The 24,148-nt window shown below is 68.9% G+C and carries 17 protein-coding genes; 3 read left to right on the top strand and 14 right to left on the bottom strand.

Annotated elements, in window-relative coordinates:
- Window positions 1-107: 107 nt before the first annotated feature.
- Window positions 108-1,844 (top strand): sensor histidine kinase, encoded by a 1,737-nt coding sequence (locus tag BWQ92_RS03370; protein ID WP_076798281.1) that lies wholly within the window; start codon window positions 108-110, stop codon window positions 1,842-1,844.
- Between the two features lie 59 nt (window positions 1,845-1,903).
- A complete protein-coding gene (locus tag BWQ92_RS03375; protein ID WP_076798283.1) occupies window positions 1,904-2,566 on the top strand; it encodes a response regulator in 663 nt (220 codons plus the stop codon).
- Between the two features lie 126 nt (window positions 2,567-2,692).
- Here BWQ92_RS03375 and BWQ92_RS03380 read toward each other — a convergent pair whose 3' ends face one another.
- Window positions 2,693-3,076: a RidA family protein gene (locus BWQ92_RS03380; RefSeq protein ID WP_076798285.1), complete on the bottom strand. Its 384-nt coding sequence runs from the start codon at window positions 3,074-3,076 to the stop codon at window positions 2,693-2,695.
- A gap of 39 nt (window positions 3,077-3,115) precedes the next feature.
- Entirely contained in the window at window positions 3,116-3,628 is a 513-nt protein-coding gene (locus tag BWQ92_RS03385; protein WP_076798287.1) for a GNAT family N-acetyltransferase, read from the bottom strand.
- 197 nt (window positions 3,629-3,825) lie between these two features.
- On the opposite strand from BWQ92_RS03385, the gene BWQ92_RS03390 reads away from it, so the two are divergent.
- The gene (locus tag BWQ92_RS03390) at window positions 3,826-4,338 is read left to right on the top strand and encodes a cupin domain-containing protein (RefSeq protein WP_076803481.1); all 513 of its coding nucleotides are present in this window, start codon (window positions 3,826-3,828) and stop codon (window positions 4,336-4,338) included.
- 96 nt (window positions 4,339-4,434) lie between these two features.
- Here BWQ92_RS03390 and BWQ92_RS03395 read toward each other — a convergent pair whose 3' ends face one another.
- The 12 genes from BWQ92_RS03395 to BWQ92_RS03450 form a co-directional block, all read right to left on the bottom strand.
- Window positions 4,435-5,274: an inositol monophosphatase family protein gene (locus BWQ92_RS03395; protein WP_076798288.1), complete on the bottom strand. Its 840-nt coding sequence runs from the start codon at window positions 5,272-5,274 to the stop codon at window positions 4,435-4,437.
- On the bottom strand, window positions 5,271-7,559 hold the full coding sequence (gene ligA / locus BWQ92_RS03400) for an NAD-dependent DNA ligase LigA (RefSeq protein ID WP_076798290.1): 2,289 nt from the start codon (window positions 7,557-7,559) through the stop codon (window positions 5,271-5,273). Before ligA ends, BWQ92_RS03395 begins: the two co-directional genes overlap by 4 nt.
- A 48-nt stretch (window positions 7,560-7,607) precedes the next feature.
- Window positions 7,608-8,252 (bottom strand): hypothetical protein, encoded by a 645-nt coding sequence (locus tag BWQ92_RS23935; protein WP_216639964.1) that lies wholly within the window; start codon window positions 8,250-8,252, stop codon window positions 7,608-7,610.
- A gap of 118 nt (window positions 8,253-8,370) precedes the next feature.
- Window positions 8,371-12,831 carry an FtsK/SpoIIIE domain-containing protein gene (locus BWQ92_RS03410; RefSeq protein WP_076798296.1) on the bottom strand — a complete coding sequence of 1,487 codons (4,461 nt, stop codon included), beginning with the start codon at window positions 12,829-12,831 and terminating at the stop codon, window positions 8,371-8,373.
- Complete coding sequence (locus tag BWQ92_RS03415; protein ID WP_076798297.1) at window positions 12,828-13,532, bottom strand: hypothetical protein; 705 nt, start codon at window positions 13,530-13,532, stop codon at window positions 12,828-12,830. The genes BWQ92_RS03410 and BWQ92_RS03415 overlap by 4 nt, the downstream gene beginning before the upstream one ends.
- Window positions 13,533-13,578: 46 nt before the next feature.
- Complete coding sequence (locus tag BWQ92_RS03420; RefSeq protein WP_076798298.1) at window positions 13,579-15,174, bottom strand: serine/threonine-protein kinase; 1,596 nt, start codon at window positions 15,172-15,174, stop codon at window positions 13,579-13,581.
- Entirely contained in the window at window positions 15,171-17,027 is a 1,857-nt protein-coding gene (locus BWQ92_RS03425; protein ID WP_076798299.1) for an FHA domain-containing protein, read from the bottom strand. Before BWQ92_RS03425 ends, BWQ92_RS03420 begins: the two co-directional genes overlap by 4 nt.
- Window positions 17,014-17,892 (bottom strand): PP2C family protein-serine/threonine phosphatase, encoded by an 879-nt coding sequence (locus BWQ92_RS03430; protein WP_076798300.1) that lies wholly within the window; start codon window positions 17,890-17,892, stop codon window positions 17,014-17,016. Before BWQ92_RS03430 ends, BWQ92_RS03425 begins: the two co-directional genes overlap by 14 nt.
- Window positions 17,889-19,289, bottom strand: a complete 1,401-nt coding sequence (locus BWQ92_RS03435; RefSeq protein WP_335633096.1) for an RDD family protein — start codon at window positions 19,287-19,289, stop codon at window positions 17,889-17,891. Before BWQ92_RS03435 ends, BWQ92_RS03430 begins: the two co-directional genes overlap by 4 nt.
- 92 nt (window positions 19,290-19,381) lie before the next feature.
- Window positions 19,382-21,841: a transglutaminase-like domain-containing protein gene (locus BWQ92_RS03440; protein ID WP_076798302.1), complete on the bottom strand. Its 2,460-nt coding sequence runs from the start codon at window positions 21,839-21,841 to the stop codon at window positions 19,382-19,384.
- Window positions 21,838-23,118 carry a DUF58 domain-containing protein gene (locus tag BWQ92_RS03445; protein WP_157365262.1) on the bottom strand — a complete coding sequence of 427 codons (1,281 nt, stop codon included), beginning with the start codon at window positions 23,116-23,118 and terminating at the stop codon, window positions 21,838-21,840. The genes BWQ92_RS03440 and BWQ92_RS03445 overlap by 4 nt, the downstream gene beginning before the upstream one ends.
- A 46-nt stretch (window positions 23,119-23,164) precedes the next feature.
- Window positions 23,165-24,136, bottom strand: coding sequence for an AAA family ATPase (locus tag BWQ92_RS03450; RefSeq protein ID WP_076798304.1), 972 nt, complete (start codon window positions 24,134-24,136; stop codon window positions 23,165-23,167).
- Window positions 24,137-24,148 lie beyond the last annotated feature (12 nt).

Genomic DNA, 24,148 nt, shown 5'->3' on the forward strand with positions numbered 1-24,148 from the left:
ATCACGGCAGTGCCTTTGGCTCAATTGATTGGCATACTGCTTATTGGGAGCATTTTGCGCATTCTGCTCAACAGCCGCCCGCCCGTCCCAACCCCCAAAGGAGTGCCATGATGAGCCCCGCCGGCAGGCTTCCGCTCAGGTTCTCCACCCAGACGCTGCTGCTGCAACTGGGCGTGGTGCTCCTCGTGGTGCTGCTCAGCGGCGCGGTGCACGCGTGGCTGACCTTCGAGCGGCTGGGCCGCGAGGCGGAAAACCAGGCACTCACACTGGCCCGCACGGTGGCTTCGGACCCTTCGGTCCGGGCCAATGTGCAGGCGATCAGCCGGCGGACCGGCACTCCCCCGCCCGCGGTGCTGAAGGACGGCCCGCTCATGGCGGCGGCCGAGAGCGCCCGTGCCCGCACCGGCGCCCTGTTCGTTGTGATCACGGACGAAACAGGCCTTCGCCTGGCCCATCCCGACGCCGACCGGCTGGGCGAGCGGGTCAGCACCGATCCGTCCGAGGCACTGGCGGGCCGCGAGGTGACCACCCGCAACACCGGCACGCTGGGGCCGTCCGCCGGGGCCAAGGTTCCCGTGTTCGCACCCGACACGGCTTCAGGAACGGGCGGCGCCGGTGCGGACTCCGGGGAGCGGACGGTGGTGGGCGAGGTGAGCGTCGGCTATTCCACCGAATCCATCGGGCAGAGCCTGGCCCGGGACATCGTGCCGATCGTGCTGACCGCTGCCGGCTCCCTGGCCGCCGGCGCCCTGGCCTCCTTCCTGCTCCGGCGGCGGCTGCACCGCCTCACGCTCGGTCTGGAACCGGAGGAAATCGGCGCGCTGGTGCACGACCAGGTGGCGGTGCTGGAAGGCATGGACGAGGGGGTCGTGGGCATCTCCGCCGACGGCCGCATCAGCGTGTTCAACGCCGCCGCCCAGCGTCTCCTCGGCCAGCCCGACCTGTCCGGGCGGCTCTGGCAGGACGCTCCCGTACCCGCCCAGCTCAAGGCCCTCACCCTGCCCGATGCCCGGGAAGGCGAGGCCGTGGAACTGGTCGCCGGGGAGCAGGTCCTCGTGGCGAGTGCCCTTAAGGCGCTGCACCGCCGCGAAGACCTCGGCTGGGTGGTCATGCTCCGCGACCGCACCGAACTCCAGCACCTGACCCGGCAGCTGGACGCCGTCGGAACCATGTCCACCGCACTGCGCGCGCAGCGGCACGAGTTCGCCAACCAGCTGCACACGATCGCCGGCTTCATGAGCATCGGACAGCACCAGCAGGCACGGGATTACCTTGAGCGGCTTGCCGCCACAGGTCCGCTGAAGTTCCCCGTGGACCAGGCGGAACTGCTCCAGGACCCGTACCTGCAGGCATTCATCGGGGCGAAGGGCGTGGAAGCCGACGAACGCGGGGTATCGTTGCGGATCGGGCCGGAAACACTGGTGCGCGGCCAGGTGACGGAGCCGCAAGACGTCACCACGGTACTCGGCAACCTCATCGACAACGCCGTGAACGCGGCAGTGGCCGGCACGGCCGCCGAGCGCTGGGTGGAGCTCGAACTGCTCGATGAGGAGGGCCACGGCGGCGGCACCCTGCACGTCGTCGTCGCAGATTCCGGCGATGGCCTGCCGGACGGCGCCGATCCCGAGGCTGTATTCGCCGAGGGATTTACGACGGCGAACGGCAACGGTGTCCGCGGGCAGGTGCGGGCCGGAGGCGGCCAGGGCCTGGGCCTCGCCCTGGCCCGGCAGCTGGCACGGCGGCGCGGCGGCGACGTCACGGTCCTGGAACCGGGGAGCAGTGGTGGCCCCGGCGCCGTGTTCATGGCCACCCTGCCGGGCACCACCACGGCGCGCAAAGACTGATGGCCTGCAAACACTGATGAATCGCGGAAAGCTGATGAAGACCGGACGGAAGGACGAGGATGTCTGAGGATTTCAGGGTGCTGATCGTGGATGACGACTTCCACGTCGCCAAGCTCCACGCGACGTACGTGGATTCGGTGGCGGGGTTCCTGGCGCTGCCGCCGGCAGGGTCGGCGTCGCTGGCGCTGCAGTCCATCCACAGCCTGCGCCCGGACCTGGTGCTGCTGGATGTGTACCTGCCCGACGCCTCGGGCCTGGACCTGCTGCACCAGCTGGACGTGGACACCATGATTCTCAGTGCGGCGTCGGATGCGGCATCGCTGCGGACGGCCTTCCGGCGCGGCGCGCTCGGGTACCTGCTCAAGCCGTTCACGGCCGAGTCATTGTCGCAGCAGCTGCGCTCCTATGCCCGGTACCGGCGGATCCTCGGCCAGCCCGGCGCCCTGGACCAGGAAACGGTGGAGCGGGCGAAGCGGGCACTCATTCCCGGTGACGTCTCGACGTCGGCCAAGCCCAGGTCTGCGACGGAGGCTGCGGTGCTGGAGTCGCTGGTTCCCGGCGAGCAGTACTCGGCGGCCGACGTCGCCGGGCGGGTGGGCGTATCCCGGGCCACGGCCCAGCGGTACCTGTCCTCGCTCGCGGACGACGGCGCCGTCGAGATCCAGCTCCGCTACGGCACCACCGGCCGCCCCGAACACCGCTACGGCCTCCCGGCACAATAGCCCCAGGACAAGCGCGAACGTACAGTTGTGGCCCCACCGCCACGCGCGAACGTACAGTTGTGGCCCCAAAACCGGCGGATCTTGGGGCCACAACTGTACGTTCGCGCTGTGTAGTTTCGGGAGGTGCTAGCTGGCGCTCTTCTGGGCGACGAGCTCGATCTCTACCAGCATTTCCGGGTCGAGGAACGGCAGCACGTGGACCAGCGACAGCGTGGGGCGGATCTCGCCGAAGACCTCGCCGTGCGCACGCCCGGCGTCCTCCCACTTGCTGATGTCCGTCAGGTACAGCTTCGACTGCACGACGTCGGCCAGCGCGAATCCAGCGTCGGCCAGGACGGCCTCCAGCTTCTGCAGGATGAACCGGGTCTGCTCGTAGAAGTCGCTGCCGACGATGCCGTTTTCGCCGCTGGCGGAGGTGGCGGAAATGTAGAGCGTGTTGTCCACCTGGACCGCGCGGGAGTAGCCGAGCTTCTGTTCCCAGACCGAGCCGGTGCCGAATGTCTTGCGCATGCCGCGCCTTTCACTAAAGGGATTTAAGTCGGCTCCACTCTAGGCGGGGCGGACGTCCAGCCTGAAAACCAGCAGCTTTATGTCGGTGCCGGGCACGTACCAGTCGCGCTCGGGAACCCGGCGGAACCCCGTCTTCCGGTACAACCCGTGGGCACTCTCCCAGTCCCCGCCTGTGGTGAGCGCCACCGCACGGATGCCGTCCAGTGACCTGGCATGGGCAATGATCGCCTCCACCATCGCTTTGCCGGCGCCGCTGCGCTGCACCGCCGGATCCACCACGAGCATGCGGAACTCGAGTTCGTCCTGCAGGGCGATATCGGCATACGGCTCACCCGCGAGCGCCAGGGTCACCGAGCCGATGATCCTGCCCGCGCGCTCCGCGACCCAGATGGTGGCCCGGTCCGCGCGGGTGGCCACGTCCTGGATCTGCCGCATATACGGATGCTCAGCGTCATCGAAGTAGCCGGCCGCCAGATAGGCGTCCCGGGTAATGCGGGCAATGGCCGGATAGTCGGCGGGGACGGCGGGACGGACGGTGATCTGCGGCTGCACCTGTCAATGGTAGTGCCGGCGCTCGGGTGCGCTGCGCGCAACAGCTGTTTCCGTGACTGATCTATCACGGTCCGTTGGTTGCCCTTCCTGTGTTTTGGTTGTGGACGCGCCCGGCTGCCGGGACGATAATTCCTGCACCGCATTTCCTGCGCCAGTCGTAAGGAAATGCGGTGCACGTCGGAATGAAGGAGAGGGCCATGAATGAGGAAGGGGCTCCGCGGCTAACGGTCGTGCAGCCCGGACAGGGCAGGGAAGCATCACTTGGCGGCATCGGCGTGGTGTTCAAGCTTTTCGGCGAGGACACCCACCAGCAGCTTTCCATCGTGGAGCACCCGTTCCCCGTCGGCGCGCTGGTGCCTCCGCACATCCACACCCGTGAAGACGAGTACTCGATCGTCCTCGAAGGCGAAATAGGGTTCCGGTCCGGTGACCGGGAGGCTGTCTTGGGTGCAGGCGGATACATCACCAAGCCGCGGAACGAACTCCACACCATGTGGAACGCGGGCAAGGTGCCGGCCCGCATGATCGAGGTGATCAGCCCGGCGGGCTTTGAACACTTCTTCTGGGGCATGGCCAACCAGCTCGAGGCCGGGCTCCCGGACCCCGAGACGGTCGAAAAACTCGCGGCGCACTTCGGCCTGCGCTTTGCTGAGGCGCCCTGGCTGCCGGACATCATTGCGCGCTACAACCTGACGCCCCCGCGCATGTGAACGCCCCCGCGCGTGTGAACGCCCCCGCCGGGCCAGGCCCTGCGTGGGCTGGCCCGGGAACGCCGGCGGAGCAAGAGCCCCTGGCGGAGCAAGAGCCTAGAGCGGGAACTTGCCGGACATCTCGAGCGCACCCGCGCAGGTCCAGGCGGACAGCCGCTCCTCGGCGGAGGGACCGCCGTCGAGCGGGCTGGTGAGCCGCGGACGCCGGACCCAGCATCCGGCTTCCTCGGCCACCAGGGCACCCGCGGCGAAGTCGTGCTCGTTCAGCCCCCGCTCGCCGAAGGCATCGACAGTTCCGTCGGCGACCATGCAGAGATCCAGGGCGGCCGAGCCGAGCCGCCGCACATCGGCGAAGCCGTCCACAAAGCTGCCCAGCGCCGCGAACTGCTCCGCGCGCACCCCGGGGTCGTAGCTGAATCCGGTGGAGAGGATCTGTCCGGTGCGGCCGGGAACCGGACCGTTGAGCCGGACCCGCTTTCCGTCCTGTTCCAGCCAGGCGCCCTGGCCCCTTGAGGCGTAGTACACGCGCCCCAGCGCGGGGGCGTGCACGACGCCGGCCAGCCAGACGCCGTCGGAATCGGCAACAGCCACCGAGGTGGCGTAGTAGACGATGTTGCGGATGAAGTTGGTGGTGCCGTCGAGCGGGTCAATGGACCAGCGCAGCCCGGTGGGCTTTTCCGGACGGGTGGTTCCGTGTTCCTCGCCGGTGATCGCGTCGCCAGGGCGCGCGCTGCGGATGGCCGTGCGCACGGCTTCCTCTGCGGCCACGTCGAAGGCCGTGACCCAGTCGCCGGCTTCGCCCTTGTTGGTGACCGTCCCGGTGTCCAGGGCACCGTGGCTGCGTTCAGCGAGAACATTGGCACCGGCTGCCGCCGCGGCCTTGGCCACATCGAGAAGCTGGTTGAGGTCCACGGCGTCGGTTACTGCTTGCGTCATTCGGAGTCCTCCTGGTCTTGCGGAGCGGGGGTTGCCTCGGGATCGTCAGGTTCATCTTCAGCGGCGGGTGCCGGTCCGTTGGCCAGCAGCTCGCGGAATCCGTCCTCGTCCAGGACAGGAACACCGAGCTGCTCGGCTTTGTCCAGCTTGGTGCCGGCGTTGTCGCCGGCCACGAGGTAGTCAGTTTTCTTTGACACTGAGCCTGCTGCCTTGCCGCCCCGGACCAGGATCGCTTCCTTGGCCTCGTCCCGGCTGAAGCCCTCCAGGGTTCCCGTGACCACCACGGTCAGCCCTTCCAGGGTGCGCGGCGTGGACTCGTCCCGTTCATCCTTCATCCGGACCCCCGCGGCGGCCCAACGGTCGATGATCTCCACGTGCCAGTCTTCGGCGAACCACTCCTTGAGCGCCGCGGCGATGGTGGGGCCCACCCCGTCCACACCCGCCAGTTCCTCCTCGGACGCCTGCCGGATGGCGTCCATGCTGCCGAAGTGGTTGGCCAGGGCGCGTGATGCGCGGGGGCCGACGTGCCGGATGGACAGCGCCACCAGCACGCGCCACAGCGGCTGCGTTTTGGCTTTTTCGAGCTCGTTGAACAGCTTCCCGGTGGTGGCCGTCGGCTTGGACGGCGTCTTGGCCGTGCCCTTGCTGTAGAAGTAGGGCACCAGCTCGAACTCGCCGGTGGGCACACCCTTGGACCGCTTCTCGCGCCGGATCTTCACCGGTTCAAGGTCCTCCGGCGTCAGGTCGAACAGGGCCGCCTCACTGACCAGAGGCGGGACCTCGGGTTCCGTCGGCTGGGTCAGCGCGATCGCGGCCTCCCAGCCGAGGGCCTCAATGTCGAACGCTCCGCGGCTGGCAACGTGGAACACCCGCTCACGCAGCTGCGACGGGCAGGACTTGGCGTTGGGACAGCGGATATCCACGTCCCCTTCCTTCCCGGGAGCAAGCGGAGTTCCGCAGGACGGGCATTCCGTGGGCATCACGAAATCCCGCACGGGCGGGTCCTGCTGGTCCCGGAGCGCCAGCACCGGGCCAACGATCTCGGGGATGACGTCCCCGGCCTTGCGCAGCACCACGATGTCGCCGATCTTGACGCCCTTGGCCTTGACCACGTCCTGGTTGTGCAGGGTGGCCATTCCCACGGTGGAGCCGGCGACCTTGACGGGCTCCATGATCCCGAACGGCGTGACCCTGCCGGTGCGCCCGACGTTCACGGCGATGTCCAGGAGCTTGGTGTGCACTTCCTCGGGCGGGTACTTGTAGGCGACGGCCCAGCGCGGCACACGCGTGGTGTAGCCCAGGGCACGCTGGGTGGCGAAGTCGTCGATCTTCACCACGATGCCGTCGATCTCGTGGAGCAGGCTGTGCCGCTTATCCCCGTACTTTTCGATGAATTTCAGCACCTCGGCCGGGCTGCCAAGCACCTCGAAATAGGGGCTGACGGGCAGCCCCCACTCGGCCAGGAGCCGGTAGGTCTCGGACTGGCTGGCGGCCTGCAGGCCTTCGCGGGCGCCGATGCCGTGAACGAACATCTGCAGAGGGCGCTTGGCGGTTTCGGCCGGGTCCTTCTGGCGGATCGAGCCGGCCGCGGCGTTCCGGGGGTTGGCCAGCGGCGCCTTCCCTGCCTCAATCAACGCCTCGTTGAATTCGGCGAACGCCTTGGACGGGATAAACACCTCGCCGCGGATTTCCATCTCCGCGGGGAAGCCGCTGCCGCTGAGCTGCTGCGGGATCTCCTTGATGGTGAGCACATTGTGTGTGATGTCCTCGCCGGTGGTGCCGTCACCGCGCGTGGCGGCCCGGACCAGCTTTCCGTCCCGGTACAGCAGGTTCACGGCGAGGCCGTCAATTTTCAGCTCGGTCAGCCAGGCGGCCTGCGGATTTCCGGACTTGGCAACCCCGGCCTCCGCCTTCGCGATCCAGGCCTGCAGTTCCTCGATGGAGAAGACGTCCTCCAGGCTGTACATCCGCTGGAGATGTTCGACGGCGGCAAATGCCGCGGACACTTCCCCGCCAACCTCCTGGGTGGGCGAATCGTTGGAAACGAGCTCCGGATGCAGCGCCTCGAGTTCCTCCAGCCGGCGAAAGAGGGCGTCGAACTCGGCGTCGGAGACGAGGGGCTCGTCCTCCTGGTAGTACGCGAACCGGTACTTCCGGACAAGGTCCGCCAGGTTCTCGTACTCATCCCGTACGGACTCAGAGGGAACGGCTTCCGGCTCAAGCTGGTCTGTGGCTGCGCCGGTTCCCGTGGCTGCGTTGTCTGTGGGGCCTGATGGTGTGCTCACAGACCTATCTTGCCTTACAGCCCCGACATTTTTCCGGGAGGCAGGCTCCTACCAGTGACCGGACAGGCGGTTCCGGCTCCACAGCGCGAAGGCCAGGCCGCCCAGACCCACCAGGAGGACAACCCCCATGATGGCGAACAGCCCAAAGATTCCGATGCCGGAGGTCTTTTCCACGGATACGACGGCGGCCCGGCTGGCCGCCGCTGTGGCGATCGGTTTGGTCCAACTGGACTCGGCCATGGTCGTGGACGACGACGGATCGGGGCTGGAGGAGGCAGAGGCTGCCGGGACGGCAGGGGGTGTTGCCACCTGGACCGGTTCGGCCGCGACGGCGCCTACGAATGTCGGGGCCACCAAGGGTGTGCGGGTGGGCGCGGGGGCGGGCCGCGCCGGTGCCGGCGCAACGCGCGGAGCAGCCGGCGCCACGGACTCTACAGGAGCGGGGGCAGGCGCCGGAGCCTTCGGCGCCGGCGCCGGGGCCGGGGCGGAGGAAGTCGGCGCGGGGGCCGCCGTCGTCGGGGAAGGGGAAACGGACGACGGCGGGGCGATGGGCACAGGCGACTCAGAGCACTGTTGCTCCGGCAGGCAGGCGGCCTGGGCCGCTCCGGCGGCGCCGGACACTGCCGTGAAAGCCAGCATGGCGGCGGCGATTCCGGGCAGCAGCGCGCCCCGCAGACGGGTGATTCCTATCATGAAGTACCTTTGCATCCACGCAGGACACGCGCCCGCACCAAGTTTTATCCCGGGTATTTTCCTACAGTTCCGCGCGGGGCACCAAATTGGCTGCCGCCGGCTGGCTGCTGCCGGTTGGCTACTTCCGGCTTTCAGGAGGTAGCGCTATCTGGAGCTTGCGCACCTTGCCCCTGCCCACAAGGTAGCCACGGCCCGGAATGAAGTCCGTGCCGACCCGTCCGAGTGACGTGCTGAGGAGGCTGTCGCCGTCGATATCGCCCGGATTGATCAGCAGTCCCCTCCTGCCCGACTTGAACGGCTGCGCCAGAGACCATGCCGAAGACCAGGTGGACGTTTCAGATTCGCCCACCACCCACTGGTCAGCCTTGATGGACGCGGCGACGAGCCGTTCGATCCCGGATTCCGCCAGGGTGTTGGTGAACTCCGTGAGCCCCTCGATGAAGATGGCCACTTTGCCGGGATTGGCCGAGGCATGGTCCGTCAGCGCTTCCACAGCCTCCTCAACGTCGTCGGCCCCCACCAGCGAGCGGTCCCAGACCGGCAGCGACGCCACGGCGGACTTGCGGGCACCGAGGTAAACCAGTTCAGTGTCCGGATTGGACCGGCGCAGCGCGTAGGCCATGGTCACGAGGGCAACTGTCCGTCCGGCGCCTGGCGGGCCCGCGAGCAGCAGCGGGCCCTTCGCCATCAGCGTGGCCGGCTGCAGCGTCTCGTCGTCCACGCCGATCACGGGCAGGTCGGGCAGGCCGGCAGGCAGGATGTCCAGGTCGATCTGCTCGGGCAGCCGCTCGATCCGCGGAGCCCGCTCCACGCCCTGGCGCAGCATGGCCTCGCTGAGTTTGTGCACCTCGCGCGCCTGCAGGGCGAGGTTGGAGTTGCCGCCCAGGACGGAGAGCTGCACCTCGAGGCCGCCCAGCAGCCCGCGCCCGGGAGGCGACCCCTTGCCCAGGACGTCCCTGGGCACGTCCATGGTCAGGTAGTCGTCCTCGGCGGACAGCCGTAGCACCAGCCGCCGCTGGATGGAGGCAAGCAACGACGCCGGTACGGAGTTGGGCCGGTCAGCGCTGACGACGAGGTGGATGCCCAGGGGACGGCCGTCGGTGGCAAGCTGCAGGAAAAGGTCCCACAGGCCGGAGAGCTTGCTGTACTCGTAGGCCTCACGGAAGGCCGACATGCCATCCACCAGCACGAAGATGCGCTTTTCATCCGGCATGCCGGCCAGCCTGCGGTACTCCCCGATGGTGGCGGCACGGACCTCGGCGAAGCGTTTGGCCCGGTCCTCGGCGAGATCGCTGAGCCAGCGCAGGAGCCTGCCCACGCGCTCCACGTCGTCGCCGTCGATGATCCCACCCACGTGCGGGAGCTCTTCGAGCATCCTGAGCCCCGCGGAGCCGCAGTCGATCCCATAGACGTGGACCGGCCCGCCACGGGGCGTGACGGCGGCGGCGATGGCGATGCCCCGCAGGGCCGCTGACTTGCCCGAGCCGCCGGTGCCGTAGATGGCCATGTTGCCGTCGTTGTCCGGTTCGTAGAAGACGGTGGGCTGGTCCTGGCGGGCGGGATCGTCCGCCACGCCCAGCAGGAGCCGTTCGTCGGTGCGCGGGTTGGGCAGCAGCGAGAAGTCGTAGGTGGTGGCCAGTTCGTTCAGCCACGGCTTCCGCGGCGGTTCTATGGCCAGCAGGTCAGCGGCGGCGATGACGTTGGCGGTCATCCTGGCGATGTCGTTGGGGCCGGCCGGTTCTTCCTGCACGGCGGTGTCGGGGGCCGGCGCTTCCCAGGCGGGACCGGACCCGAAGGCCATCTCCACGATGTCGACCTGCGGGCGCTGCGGCCGTTCGGTGGTCCAGCCGCCGGCGTAGCCCGTCTGGAAACCCTGGATCCGGCCGGGACCGGTCTTGGCAGCACCGCGGCCCGGGATGGAGGGGTCGAAGTATGCGGCGTCCGGCACGCCGAGGATGTCGGTGGCGTCATCCTCGTCGGCCATCCGCAGCGCCACCCGCAGGTTCGTGTTGGCGCGCAGGCTTTCCTTGATCACACCGGCCGGGCGCTGCGTGGCGAGGATCAGATGCAGGCCAAGGGACCGGCCGCGGGCGGCCACGTCAACCACGCCGTCCACGAACTCGGGCACTTCGGTGGCCAGGGCAGCAAACTCGTCCACCACGATCACCAGGTAGGGCGGGGCCTCGGGATCCGCCTCGCGCTGGAGCGCGAGCAGGTCCTTGGCCTTTTTCCTGTTGAGCAGGTGCTCCCGGTAGTGGAGTTCAGCCCGGAGCGAGGTAAGGGCGCGCCGCACCAGGTGCGGCGAGAGGTCGGTGACCAGGCCTACGGTGTGCGGCAGCTTCACGCAGTCGGCAAACGCGGCGCCCCCCTTGTAGTCCACGAACAGGAAGCTGACACGGTCCGGGCTGTAGGCAGTGGCCATGCCCATGACCCACGACTGCAGGAACTCGGACTTGCCGGCACCGGTGGTTCCGCCCACGAGCGCGTGCGGGCCTTCGTTCTTCAGGTCCAGGTAGAGGGGCTCCACGCCCTTGGAGCCCACCAGGGCACGGAGCGAGCCGTTGTCCTTGCGGTTGGCCACAGCGGTGGAGCCAACGGAGTTGTTCTCCTGCCAGCGCTCTGCCACGGCCTGGGGGTTGTCCAGGAAGTCCTTGCCCACCAGCGCCGCATAGGACACGGCCCGGGGCAGGTTGGAGTCGTCCTCCAGCGGTTTGCCGGCGTCGACCACGGGCGAGAGCATGCGCGCCAGCTGGCCGGCCAGTTCGGCGTCGAGGCTTTCGCAGCTCACGGGGTAGGTGTGGCGGCCCAGCCGGACCTGGCCGGTGGTGGTGCCGTGTTCGCCGTCCACGGCCATGAAGTCACGGCAGGCGGCCGGAAGGGATTCGACGCCGGCCGCGACCCACAGGACGTGGACGCCTGCGTCCGGGCCGCGTTCCACAAGCCGGGTCAGCCGTCCGCGGTCCACCGGCGCGTCATCCTCGACGATCACCAGCACCGAGGGCAGCACCGGCGGCGGGACGTCAGCTGATTCCTCGACGATGCCAGGCCGCTGCACGGGTCCCTGCAGGCGCATGGCGGCCTCGCGGAGTTCCACGAGGTCCTCGATCCGGGCCAGCAGGCTGGTGCCGCCTGCCGAACCGGCCGCCAGGTGGTCGCCGCTGAGCGGGCTGTGGCTCGAGCCGACGTGAGGCAGCCACTGCAGCCAGTTCCACCGTTCCCGGGACCGGGCCGAGGTGATGGCCGCCACGGCCACCTCCGCCGGGGAGTGCAGGCCCACGAGCTGCAGCACCACTCCCCTGGCCACGTCATCGACGAGTCCGCGCGGCCCGGCCAGGCCGAAGGAGCCGGCGGACCGCAGCTGGGAGACCACCGGCACGCCCTCGATCTGCCGGAACTGGTCCAGGCAGTCCTCGATCTCGCGCCGGTATTCCGTCTCCGTTTCGGAGGTGTTCGGCTCCTCGAAGGGGATCCGCGAGGGCACGGTGCCGAGCCCGAACCGGAGCGCCAGGAACCCGGAGTGCTCCGGCCGGTGCGTCCACAGCAGCGGGCCAAGCTTGTAGATGGAGTCGACGGTGTCGCTGACCGACGGCGCTTCCTGGAGCCGGACGGCCCGCTCCACGCGCTGCAGCTCGGTGGCGTCCTGCCGGAAAGCCGCCATGGCCGCCCGGAACTGCTTCAGCTGCTCCTTGCGCTCACGCCGGCTCTGGAATTTCTGGTCCACGTAATGGCCAACAATGAACAGCGGCATCATCAGCATGAACACCATGGACATCAGGTTTTGGGTCACCGAGAACAGCACCGCGCCCATCATCAGCGGGGCGATCAGCATGATGAAGGGGAATGGGTGGTGGTCCTGCCGCCGCGGTCCAGCCGGGGGCACCCTCTTCCCGGGCGCAAAACGCGGCACCACCCGCGGGGACCGGTTGAAGTCCACCAGGGGCGACGTCGGAACTGCCGCACCGCTGCGCGCCAGCGGCACAACTGTCAGCACGGTGTCGCCCAGCGTGACGGTGTCGGAGGAATTCAGCGTGGCCCGGGTGACCGGGAGGCCGTCCATCTGCAGGCCGTTGGCGGAGTTCGTATCGACGATCTCGATGCTCTCGCCCACGGTGATGCGGGCGTGCCGCTTGGATGTCAGGGGGTCGGTGAGCCGGACATCGACGTCCCGGCCGCGCCCGATGTAGCTGGTGCCGGAGGGCAGTGAGAACTCCCGTCCGACGTCGGGACCGGAAACGATGCGCAGCGTGGCCGCAGCCGGGCCGCGGTCCGCGGCAGGGCCGGCGCCGTTCGGGTTGCCGAACGTGTCGCTCACCTGGGTCAGCGACACGACCGAGCCGGGCCGCAGCCCGGACTCCAGCAGGTTGTCCGCCCGGTCGAGGACGATGCCGCGCATGCCGCCCGCGACGAAGGCCTCGTCAATCCGGAGTGAGAGATTGGCCGGAGCGGGTTCGTGCCGCCGGGCGGGATCGGCGGTCCACAGTTCGGTGGCGATGTCCGCGACTGTGGCGCGGCCGTCCACGGTGACGGCCAGGTCCTTGGCTTCGGCGGGGTCGCGGCGCAGGGTGAGTCGGATCCTCATGCTTCGACCTCCCCCCGCATCTTTTCCAGCAGGTGGAGGTCGCCGGCAGTGACCAGGTGCGAGGTAACAGCGTGCTCCACGAGGCGTGCCCGGCGGTTGGTGGCCAGTTTGCCGCCGCCTCCCCTGAGGCCGGCCACTCCGGCACGGTCCAGCTTGTCGCAGACGTTGTCCAGCTTCCGGTTGAACCGGGTAAGCGCCCAGCCCAGGGTCCGGGCCGCCTCCGCAGAGGAGGGAATGGCGCTGAATCCGGTGCCCTCACGCCGCAGCATCGGCTCGGCGAGCGCCACGATGAGGGCCTTCTGGGAGTCCGTGAAGACCACGGGGCCGATGGTGGTGTCGCCGCCGCTGGTGTGGCTGCTGGTCTCCTGCCGGAACGAGGGCGTCTTCACGTGGACCGCGAATTCATATGTGGTGGGTCCGGCGGTGAAGATGACGCTGGTGTGGCTGAAGACGAGCGGCAGCCGGGCGCCGGGCGACAGCCACGCCTGCATGCCGCCGGATCCGTCGGCCACCGTGGCGGAGAGCCGGCTGCCCACGTTGGTGAGCCACCAGATCCCGTCGTACCTGGCAATCTGCAGGAAGCGCCGGTGCAGGTAAGGGTTGTCGTCCACCTCGAGGTCGCCCTCGCGGCCGATGCTGAAGATGTCCTCATCGTTGGGCTCGTACCACTCGCCGCAGAAATCTATGGCCAGGTCTCCCATATTCCGTGCCTCCTCGATGGGTAGCGTCCTTGTTGTCATGAGCCGGCTACTCCTGCAGGCATGCGATGGAATCCGGGCCGCCCGGCGAGGCGCTGCCGTCGGCCCTGACAAGGATCACCTGGAGGCATATGGGCGGGTCAATAAAACCGGAAATGAAGGCCTGGTTGGTCGTTGTGGTTTCAAAGGGGCCGTCCTCCTTTACGGACTTGGCCCGGTACTTGAACGTGTCACCCTCTTTGGGCTGCGGATTCGTCCAGGAGAAGACAATGATGTTTGGGTCCTCTGCCTTTGGTGCGGCAGCGAGGCCTTCCACGTCCGGCACCGTCCCGTTGTCCAGGGCGTCCGCCGGCGGCTTCTTCACCTCCGCGGTTTCGGGCCCGCTCGGCGTCTGGGGGGCGGCGTTGGCCACCACCAGGCCCACGGCGGCGGCGAGGGCCAGCACGGTGGCTCCGGAGATGGCGAGCCACAGGTTTCGCTTGGAGCGGTCCTGCGCGTGGCCACCCGCGGGCTCGGCTGCTTCCTGCGGCGGCTGGGCCGCGCGGTGGACCGTCGTGTCGGCGGCAGCGGTGTAGCCGGTGTCGGCCGCGTGGAAGGCGGGGGCAGGTGGCACGTCAGCGGGGGCAGCGGGCACGTCAGCGGCGGCAGGGGGCAGCGGCTTGGTCCGCGACGGGAAGGTGGGGGCGCTTCCGGTCCGGTCCGGATCAATGGACGCGACGCTGCGGACGCGCGTCTCCTCCACGCCGTCGTCCAGGTGCACGTCCTCTTGGCGCTCCTCCAGCACCTCGAACGGCGTGACGGACAGGTTGAGCTCGGCCTGGATCCGCTGCAGTGCCAGGGCGAAGGCGTGGGCCGAGGAATAGCGGGAGGCGGGTTGCTTGGCCATGGCGGTGGCCAGCGCCAGCTCGAGGGATTCCGGCACGTCGGCGCGTCCCAGCCGCGGGACGGGCATGCTGGTGATGCGTGAGATGAGCTCGCGCTGCGAGTTGTCGGCACCCGGCAGGACGAAGGGTGAGCGTCCGGCGAGCAGCGTGTACAGGGTGGCGCCGAGCGCCCACACGTCCACCAGCACGCCGTCGACGTTGCCGTCACGGAACTGTTCCGGCGGGGACCAGGGGATGGACATCCCGGCGTCCTCGTCAGCGTCGCCGGCCAGGGTGCCGGAGATGCCGAAGTCGGTGAGGGCGGGACGGTTGTAGTCGGTGACCAGGATGTTGGCAGGCTTGATGTCCCGGTGGGCGATGCCCGCCCGGTGCGCCGTTTCGACGGCGGAGGCCACCTGGATGCCGATCGCCAGGACCTCGTCCACGCTGAAGCGCTGCCGGCGGTATCGGACATCGAGGCTCGGCCGCGAGCAGTACTCCATGGCGAGGTAGGAATGCCCGTCCTCGGTCACCTCGGCTTCAAAGATGGTGACGATGAAGGGGTGCGACGACAGCTGGGCCATGAGGTTGGCCTCGGACTCGAAGCGGCGCCGCGCGCCCTCCGTCTTGAGGCCGGACAGCAGCACCTTGACGGCGACCTTGCGGCGCGGCCGGTCCTGCTCGTAGAGGTAGACGTCGGAGAAGCCGCCCGATCCGAGCAGGCTGACGTAGCTGAAACCGGGAATGCGGGGCGGTGGAGCCGCCGGCCGCTTGGAACTCACAGGATCTCCTCAAAGCGCAGGGACACGTCATCGCCGAGTTCTGCGATGTCGCCGTCCAGGACAATGGCCATTTCATTCTGGGCAAGGCGCCGCGGCGGTTGGCCCTCGCGGACCAGCACGGTGCCGTTGGTGGCCTTCAGGTCGCACAGCATCACGTGCCAGCCTTCCAGCCGGACCTCCACGTGCGACCTCGAAATGTCGCCGCCGGGGCTCGGCACCTGGACCAGCCGCGGCATGGTGCCGCCCTGGACCCGGGACACGGACGGCTGCCGCCCGATCACCAGCGACTCGTCGAGGTCGATCAGCTCCCCGGTGGACAGCCGCAGCCGGCCCAGCCGGGGGCGCGGCACCTGGACGGCGACGTCAGGCAGCTGAGCCCCGCAGGTGAAGCACTGGCTGCTGGTGGGCGGGTTGGCGTGGCCGCCGGGGCATACCCGGGCCAGGACCAAAGGGCCGTTGCCGGGCACATTTTCCCCGCCGGGTGTTCCAGCGCCCTGGCCGGGTTCCTGCCCCTGCCCCGCCTGCGCTCCGCTGGTGGGAAGGTCGCTCCTGAAGATGGTCTGCCCGTCGTGGTCCCCTTCCGCCGGCGCGCCCGCCCCGGCTGCGGGGATGAACGACGGCGGGACCTGCAGTCCGGTGAACGACGGCGGACTGCCGGGAGCCGGGAAGGAGGACGGTACCTGGGGTCCCGGGACCGACGCCGGGACCTGGAGCCCAGGGACCGACGCCGGAATCCGGGGTTCCGGGGCGCCGTCTCCCACGGTGGCCCACGGCACCGACTCGATCAGTCCCGTCTGGGCCGGCACCGGCGGTTGCGGCACGGCTGCCTTTTCGCCCGCAGTGGCTGGCCGGCCGGCTTCCCCGGGGTCAGCCTTCTGGTCGGCCGTTTGATGGCCTGCAATCCGCTGGCCTTCAGATTCCTGGCCTTCCGATTCCTTGCCTACAGATTCCCGGCCTTCAGTCTCTTGGCCCTCAGTTTCCTGGCCTTCAGTTTCCTGGCCCGGGACCTCCCGCGCGGCGGCCTCCGGGGCTGCGGGAGCACCGTCGTCGTCCTCGTCGCCGGACCGCACGGCTGCGTCCTCGATACGCCGGACTACCGTTTTGTCCCACAGGTGGTCGTAGGAGCTGGTGAACTCGGTGGCCGGGCTTTCGTCCTGCTCCCGTTCTTCCTGTGCCGGTGCTTCCGGCGCGTGGATTTCCTCGGGCAGGACTTCCCCGGACAGTGCTTCCTCGGCCCGTGCTTCCCGCGGCCAAGTCCCGGACGTCGCAGCGCCGGTCTCAGTAAATCCCGTCACGGTTTCCTCCCCGGGTACAACCAGGGTCTCGGCCGATGCCTCCAGCGGCGGCACAGCAGTCTCCGGCACGTTCTGCAGGGCACCACCGGGTTGGGTGACGCTGACGCGCAGCGACTGCAGGAGCACGGCCCCTTCAACCACCGGCAGTTCAGGTACACGGAGCAGTTCAGGCACACCCTGGTGCACCGCGGCGGCGCCAGGAACGGCCACGCTGAACCATTCGGGCGCCTCCAGCCACCGCTCGGTCCAGGTGGTGACGTTCCGGCCGTCGAGTGTCACAGGACCCGACGGAAGCTGGACCGTCAGGTCAATGTCGCCGCGCAGGAAGACCCGCAGCGAGTCGCTGTATCCGATGATGCCGAAACACCGGGTGGCTGACAGCGGTGCACCGAACCCGCCCGTCACAGCGTGCAGCACTTCGGCTGCATCCGGGGCGCCCGCGAGCAGATCCCACACGCTGCTGACCAGCGGGGCCGGAGTGGCAGGGTCCAGGATCACCGCAGTTCCCGATCTGACCAGGCCCAGCCATCCTCCGGGGACGTAGCTAGCTGCGGCCATTGGCAGCGTCCTCGCTTCCGGCCCGCGGCAGCGTGTCCTGCTCTTCCGCGTCCGCGGCGCTCCGGGGCGCCGTCGTCGCCATGCCGGCATCGTTGAGGACGTTCCTGGCGTCGATCACGATGACCGTGATGTTGTCCCGGCCGCCGCGCCGCAGTGCCGCCTGGATCAGGGTGTCCACTGCTTCCTGCGGGTTCTCAACGGTGCTGAGGATTTCGTGCATCTCGCTATCCGTCAGTTCCCCGTTGAGGCCGTCCGAGCAGACCATCACCCGGTCGCCTTCTTCGATGGGCAGCAGCCAGTAATCGGCTTCGGTCTCGTCACCCGCGCCCAGCGCACGCGTCACGACGTGCCGGCGGGGGTGCACCGCGGCCTCCTCGGCCGTGATCTCGCCGCTCTCCACAAGCTCCTGGACCTCGGAGTGATCCACACTGACCTGCGAAAGCCGGCCCTGGCTCAGGCGATAGGTCCGGGAATCCCCGATGTTCATGACCAGCCAGTAGGGAACGCCCATCTGCTCCACCACCACCACGCCGCTGAGTGTGGTTCCGGCCCGGGAACCGGTGGCTGCGCGGATCGCTTCGTCCGCGCTGGCCAGGTACTGCTGCACCACTCCCGCGGTGGCCGTCCGCTCCCCGGTCGCCAGCTGCGGCAGCTGTGCCAGCGCCCGCACGCACATGCCGCTGGCCACCTCGCCGGCTTCGTGGCCGCCCATGCCGTCCGCGACGGCGAACACGGGATCCGAAGCGATGTAGGAGTCCTCATTGAGTTCGCGGCGAAGGCCACGGTCCGTTCCGTAGCCAAAGCTCAGCCTCAGGCCGGGCTCGTTGCCGGTCCCCGGGGTTCCGGCCACCTGCTGTGAATTCATGCGTGTCCTACGTTGAAGGTGCGGTCCCCGAAATGAACTGTGGTTCCGGGGCTGACAAATGCGGGCACACCCGGCTGCAGCGCCGTGCGCATGCCGTCGGGTGTGGTGACGGCGCTGCCGTTGGTCGAGTGGCGGTCCGTGACCCATACACCGGCACCGTCGGTGAGCAGGTGGAGGTGGGTCTTGGAGATGGTCCTGCCCGGGTCCGGTACGGGCAACAGCTGGGCCTGCGATTCCCCGGCGGCGGGGGCAGGGTTGCGGCCGATCAGGACGTTCCGTTCCAGGCGGAAGTCGCGGCCGTCGTCGAGCGTTATGCGCAGCACGGCCTGGGGGACGTCCTGGCGGGCCCCGCCTCGCACCTGGGTGCGGTCCATGGCGTCGTCGGGGTGGACACCGTTAATCGGCTGAAGACGGTTGACCTGCTGAACACCGTCTACCGGGATGGCACCGTCGACCGGGATGCCACCGTCGGCCGGGATGACAGTGCCGTCCGCGGCTGCCGGCTCGCCCGGCGCGACGGCGGGCGGGGCAGCAACCGGGTTCCGGGAAGCAACTGGTTTCCGGGAAGCAACCGGCGACGCCACCTGCTGCACCGGGGGCAGGTCCAGGGGCGCGAAACTGTAGGGGCCTTCGATGCCGCCGGTGGAGACGGGGTTGCGGCCATGCACCACATCGAAGACGAGCGTTCCTGCCGCGCGGTCATGCCACCCACGGAGCTTTCCGTTCCGGTCCCAGGCGCTGGACGCCACAACGGCGGCGGCCCACGCCGTTCCAAGGAGCAGCAGCGGTCCCAGGACCAGCAGCGCGGCGTCGAACCATTTGAAGACCGCCACCAGTACTGCGGCGAGGACGGCCAGCAGAATGCCGGCTCCCGTGACGATGCCGCGCAGGAACACGGCACCGAGGCCCGGGGCGTAACCGTCCCTGTCGGCGCTGCGGATGCCCATGAGCTGGTTGCCGATGGTGTTGCCGGTACGGCCCTCGACGCCGGCCACGGTGAGCACATAGACCAGGGTCAGGCCGGCTCCGATGCCTCCCAGCAGCGCCAGCAGGCTTGTGTCGTAAATGATCAGCCCGGCGCTCCGCGTGCTGGTGATGCCGGCGAACCCAATGGACAGCAGGACCGTCAGGATGGCCACCGGCGCCAGCCAATCGAGGACGGCAGCGCCGAGACGCTTGCCCGGGGAAGCCGGAACCAGCGAAAGCGTGCCTGACATGTCTGATCCTTCCCCCGGCCCTACCGGGATGCTACCGGGAAACGGAGCGGCTTGCCTCCCGCCCCGGTCCAAGGTGGCGGCCCGCTGGGGCACAGATCCGCGGTTGGGCAGCGGTGTTCCGCATGCACCGCAAAAGCTTGCTCCTGCCCGGACCGGCTGGCCGCAGCGCAGGCACGGCACGCTTCGGTCGGAAGCAGATCGCCCGGAGGCAGGCCCCGCGGGGGCAGCTCCGGGTAAAGCTCCCGGTCCCGTCCCAGGCACTGGCGAGCCGCTCACCGCCGGAACCCCCGTGCAGCCAGGGCGGCCCGGGCCTCAGCCAGCAGCGACCGGGGTGAGAACCGCGCCTGCTGGCGCCGCCAGAAACCGAGCGTTCCTGTCATCTCCTTCAGCGAGCCGTCCACCACGTCCCAGTACTCCCGCACCTCATCCTCGCTCGGCTGGCCCGCGCCGAAGATGGAGGCGTCGGCGCGGTGCGCCAGCAGGGTTGTGGTGGCGCCGGCGGCAGGGAACGCCTCGGCCACCACTGCCGCCGTCTCCCGCCTGGTTGCGCGGCTGTCCACCGGGGCGCCCATGTCTGTGGCCAGGCTAAGGACCTCGCTCCAGCCGCCGCCGACGCGCTGGACAGGATCGCCACCGGTGAAGCGGGCCTTCCGGCGCCGCAACTTGAGCAGTGCGATCAGCAGCAGCGGCAGGGCCAGAATGCCCACGGGGATCAGGGCGATGCCGATGGCGGTGAGGATGGGACCCCAGAACAGCCACGGGTTGGTTTTCTTCTCGTCGGCGTCGAGCGCGTCCGGAGAGGAGTCCGGCGGCAGGTCGGCGGGTTCCTGCGGCGGTGGCGGCGGCTGCAGGACCTGGGGCTTGGGCTTGGACTTGTTCTCCGGGTCGGGCGGAATGGGGATGTTGTCCTTGGGCGGTGTGGGGTCGAAGGCCACCCAGCCCACGCGGTCAAAGGCCACCTCCACCCAGGCGTGGACATCCTTGCCGGTTATCTTGATGTCGCCGGCGCCGTTCTCCGGGCTCTTCGGGTCAGGGTAGAACCCCATGATCACGCGTGAGGGAATGCCCAGGTGCCGCAGCATCAGGGACATCGCAACGGCGTACTGCTCATCGTCGCCGAGCATTTGCTTGGCGGTCAGCAGGTCGCGGATGCGCGCCGCACCGTGCCCGGAGACGCTGGGAAGCTGCCCGTCGGCAATGAGCCCGTTGCTGAAGGCGCCCTTCTTCTGGAAGTGGGCCTCGATCTGCCGGACCCGGTCCACCGCGGTCGGGGCGTCCGCGGCCAGGTCATTGGCCTGGGCGCCCACCACCGGCGGCACGTCGGTGACGTCAGGCAGGCTGACCTTGGCGAAGTCGTATTGCGTGAGCTGCCCGTGCTCCAGCTTCACCGGGTCCGAGATCTGGACGGTGTAGGAGTCACCCCTGGACAGGCCCTGGGTGGTCACCGCGGTGTCTGTGCCGGAGTTGAAGTACAGCCCCGAGGCTGCGCCGGACGAGTCCGGGGCAAAGCTGAGCCCGGTGGTCTTCCGTCCGCCCGGAACGAAGTAGCCCTGGTAGTCATCGATGGTGATGTCCAGGCTGTAGTCGTTCGTCGGGACCGGGTCCGTGGAGTCGGCGAGTGTGTTGATCGACTTCGCGTCCCCCACCTTGCTGAAGCTGCCCGAGCCGTTCGGGTCCATCGTGTAGTTGGTGCCGTTGAAGGAGTCGAGCGCCCCGAGCCGGACCCGTGCGTCCTTGGGCAGCCCCTTGACGGTGAACAGCGTGTCGTCCTTCTTGTCCTTGACGAAGTTGCGGAAGCTCGCCAGCGGCGTGACGTACGCCTTCGGATCAAAGGGCGGTACGACGACGTTGCGGAGGACGCGCCGCTCGTCACCGGCGGCGATCAGCGGCGATACCGCCGCGGTGATTCCCACCGTTGCGGCCAGGACGGCGGCGCCGGCCGCCAGGCGGCGCGTGCGCGCCTTCGCCGCCGTGCCGGCGTCGTGCTGGGGACGGTTCACCGAAACCTTGTGGGTGTCGCGCCGGCGCAGCGCGTCCCGCCGAAAGGTGGCCCAGGCGATGCCGACCACCGTCAGGGCAATGCCCCTTTCCACGGTCAGGAATCCGGCGTTGGTGCTGAACGCGATCCCGGTGACGAACAGCACCAGGACCGGCAGCAGCGGCCAGTACGGGCTGCGGATGCGCCAGGTCAGGGCGCCCGCGGCAGCGGCGGTGATCAGGGCGCTCAGGAAGGGAACGATCAGCACGCCGCCTGCGGTGCCCACGGGCACCCCGACGGTGAGCATGTCCTTCCAGGCAAAGACGACGCCGAGCAGCAGCGTGCGCAGCGATTCCAGGCTGGGAATGAACCCTGCGATCGCGGCGCCGGGGACGGCCAGGGCTGTTCCCAGCACGAGATAGCTGCCGAAGGCCAGTGCCGTGGTGATCAGGAGCCCCAGCCGGAAGTGGGCGTTGAGCGCAGCGACGGCCAGCCCCAGGACAATGCCGCCAAACCCGGCAATCAGGTAGTAGGGGTCGCCGCCGAAGCTGAGGCTGAACCCGAGGACACCAAGCCCGAGCAGAATGGTGAGGGCACCGGCGTCGAGCACAAAATGCCACCGCGGCCGGCCGTCGGCGAAGGCGGACCCGGCGGCCGGGCGGACCGGGCGGCGGGGGCTTTGTGAATCGTTTTGCCGGCGGGAGCTGTCCGAACGGTCGTGCCGACGGGGGCGGAGACCGGTGGCCTCACTCATGCTGCAGCCTTTCGCAGGACGGAGGGAAGGTCGGAGAGATCGCCGACCGTGAGCACGGTGAGGTCACCGATGTTGGCGCGGGCCGGGGCAGCGCCAAGGTCGGCCCGCATGGCGAGGCTGCGCACACCGGGAGGCACCGAGGCGGCAGCGGAGCGCAGCTGGGTGGCCGTCACCTGGCTGCCCACGACGAAGAAGACCACCGAGGCATTGGGCACCGTGTCGGCAAGCGTGCGGGCGAGGTCGACGGCGGTCTTCCGCAGTGGAGTGCCGACGATCCGGGTCATGTCGTCCAGCATGTTGCGGCCGGTCTCGCAGCGCAGCGGACCGCCCTGGGTCAGGACATCCAGCTCGCGCTGTTCACGGATGGCCTGCCGGCCAATGGACGCCGCTGCCGATATGGCCAGTTCAAATTCCTCTTCCGAGGCGTATTCGTCCGTGTTGATGGACAGTGAAATGGCCAGGTGGGCGCGGCGGGTTTCCTCGAACTGGCGGACCATGAGCTTGTTGGTCCGGGCCGTGGTTTTCCAGTGGATGTGCCGCCGGTCGTCACCCGGAACGTAGTCGCGCAGGGCATGGAAGGAAACGTCCGCGCTGGACAGCTCCGTGGTGGGCATGCCTTCCAGGTCCCGGATGAACCCGGCCGCGGAACCGGCCAGCGCCACCGTGCGGGGGTGCACGTAGAGGTCCTCCGGTTCCGTCCAGAGCACCTGCCGGCGGAGCAGGTGCAGCGGATCGGCCCGGACAGAACGGACCGGGCCCACCACGATGACGGCACGCCGCGCCGTCGGGATGGTGAAAAGGTCTTCGTGGACCTGCTGCGGTTTCATCCGCGGGAGGTGGAAGACGGCGGTGGCAGAGCCGACGGGCAGTTCCAGGTCAGCCGGCAGGAGCGGGCGGGCAGACGTGTTGGACACGGCGATGCTTCCAACGGCGCTGTCGCCCACCGCGACCCTGGTCCGGGCGAGGTCGAGGAGCACGCCATAGGAGGAGCGGCCCAGGATGAAGCCGACGGCGATGACGAAGAGCACCAGTGCCGCAATGGCTGCCGCCTTGGCCTCCTGCCAGCCGTAGGCGTCCCCGGCCGCAAACAGCAGGACCGCGGCGGCCAGCACGGACCAGCCCAGGACGCTGACCACGGACAGGACGGGCCGGACGCGCCGGTCCCACAGGCCGGCGGCCACCCGCCAGGCGGGGCCCAGCGCGAGACGCGCGGTGCTGCCCGCGTCGGACCATAATCTGGATGAGTGCTCCTGGGGCCGGAACTTCGGCAGCCGGATTCCGGACCCCCCGAGACCGGACCACTGCACTTTAGGCAGCCGCACCTTAGACGGCGGCGCGCTGCTGCGGCGCTGCGACATCGGCCAGGACGCGCCCCAGGACGGCTTCGGCGGTGGCACCGGAGAACTCGGCTTCGGGGTCCATCACGAAACGGTGGGTCCAGACGACGCCGGCGAGGTCCTTGATGTCGTCCGGCAGGACGAAGTTGCGGCCCTGGCTCGCGGCCCACACCTTGGCCGCCCGGACCATGGCGAGGGCGCCGCGGACGGAGACACCCAGGCGGGTCTCCGGGGCGTTGCGGGTTTCCTCGCAGAGCCTGGAGATGTACTCCAGCACGGCGGTATCAACGTGCGTGGTGGCGGCCAGATCCGCCATGTCCGCCACAGCCTGCGTGGTGATGACGGGGTGCAGGTCCCGGGACCGGTCCTTGAGGTTGGTGCCGCCCAGGAGCTGGACGGTGGAGGCGTGGTCCGGATACCCGATGGAGGTCTTGATCAGGAAGCGGTCCAGCTGGGCCTCGGGCAAACGGTAGGTGCCGGCCTGCTCGATCGGGTTCTGCGTGGCCATCACCATGAATGGACGGCCGGCCTCGTACGTGGTGCCGTCCACGGTGACGCGCGACTCCTCCATGACCTCCAGCAGCGCCGACTGCGTCTTGGGCGAGGCGCGGTTGATTTCATCGGCGAGCACGATGTTGCTGAAGATCGGCCCCTTGTGGAACTCGAACTTCTGGGTCTTCTGGTCGTAAATGGTCACGCCGGTGACGTCGGAGGGCAGCAGGTCCGGCGTGAACTGGATGCGGCTGTTTGACCCCTGGACCGTGGCCGCCAGGGCGCGGGCCAGCGACGTCTTGCCGGTGCCCGGGGCATCTTCGAAGAGGACGTGGCCTTCGGCGAGCATCGCGGTGAAGGTCAGGCGGATGACGTGGGCCTTGCCCAGGACTGCCTGGCCCACATTCGCAACGAGCTTCTCGAACGTCCCTGCAAACCAGGCGGCCTGCTCGGTTGTCATGGTCATGTTGATTCCTCT

The organism is Arthrobacter sp. QXT-31, assembly GCF_001969265.1.
GTDB lineage: Bacteria > Actinomycetota > Actinomycetes > Actinomycetales > Micrococcaceae > Arthrobacter.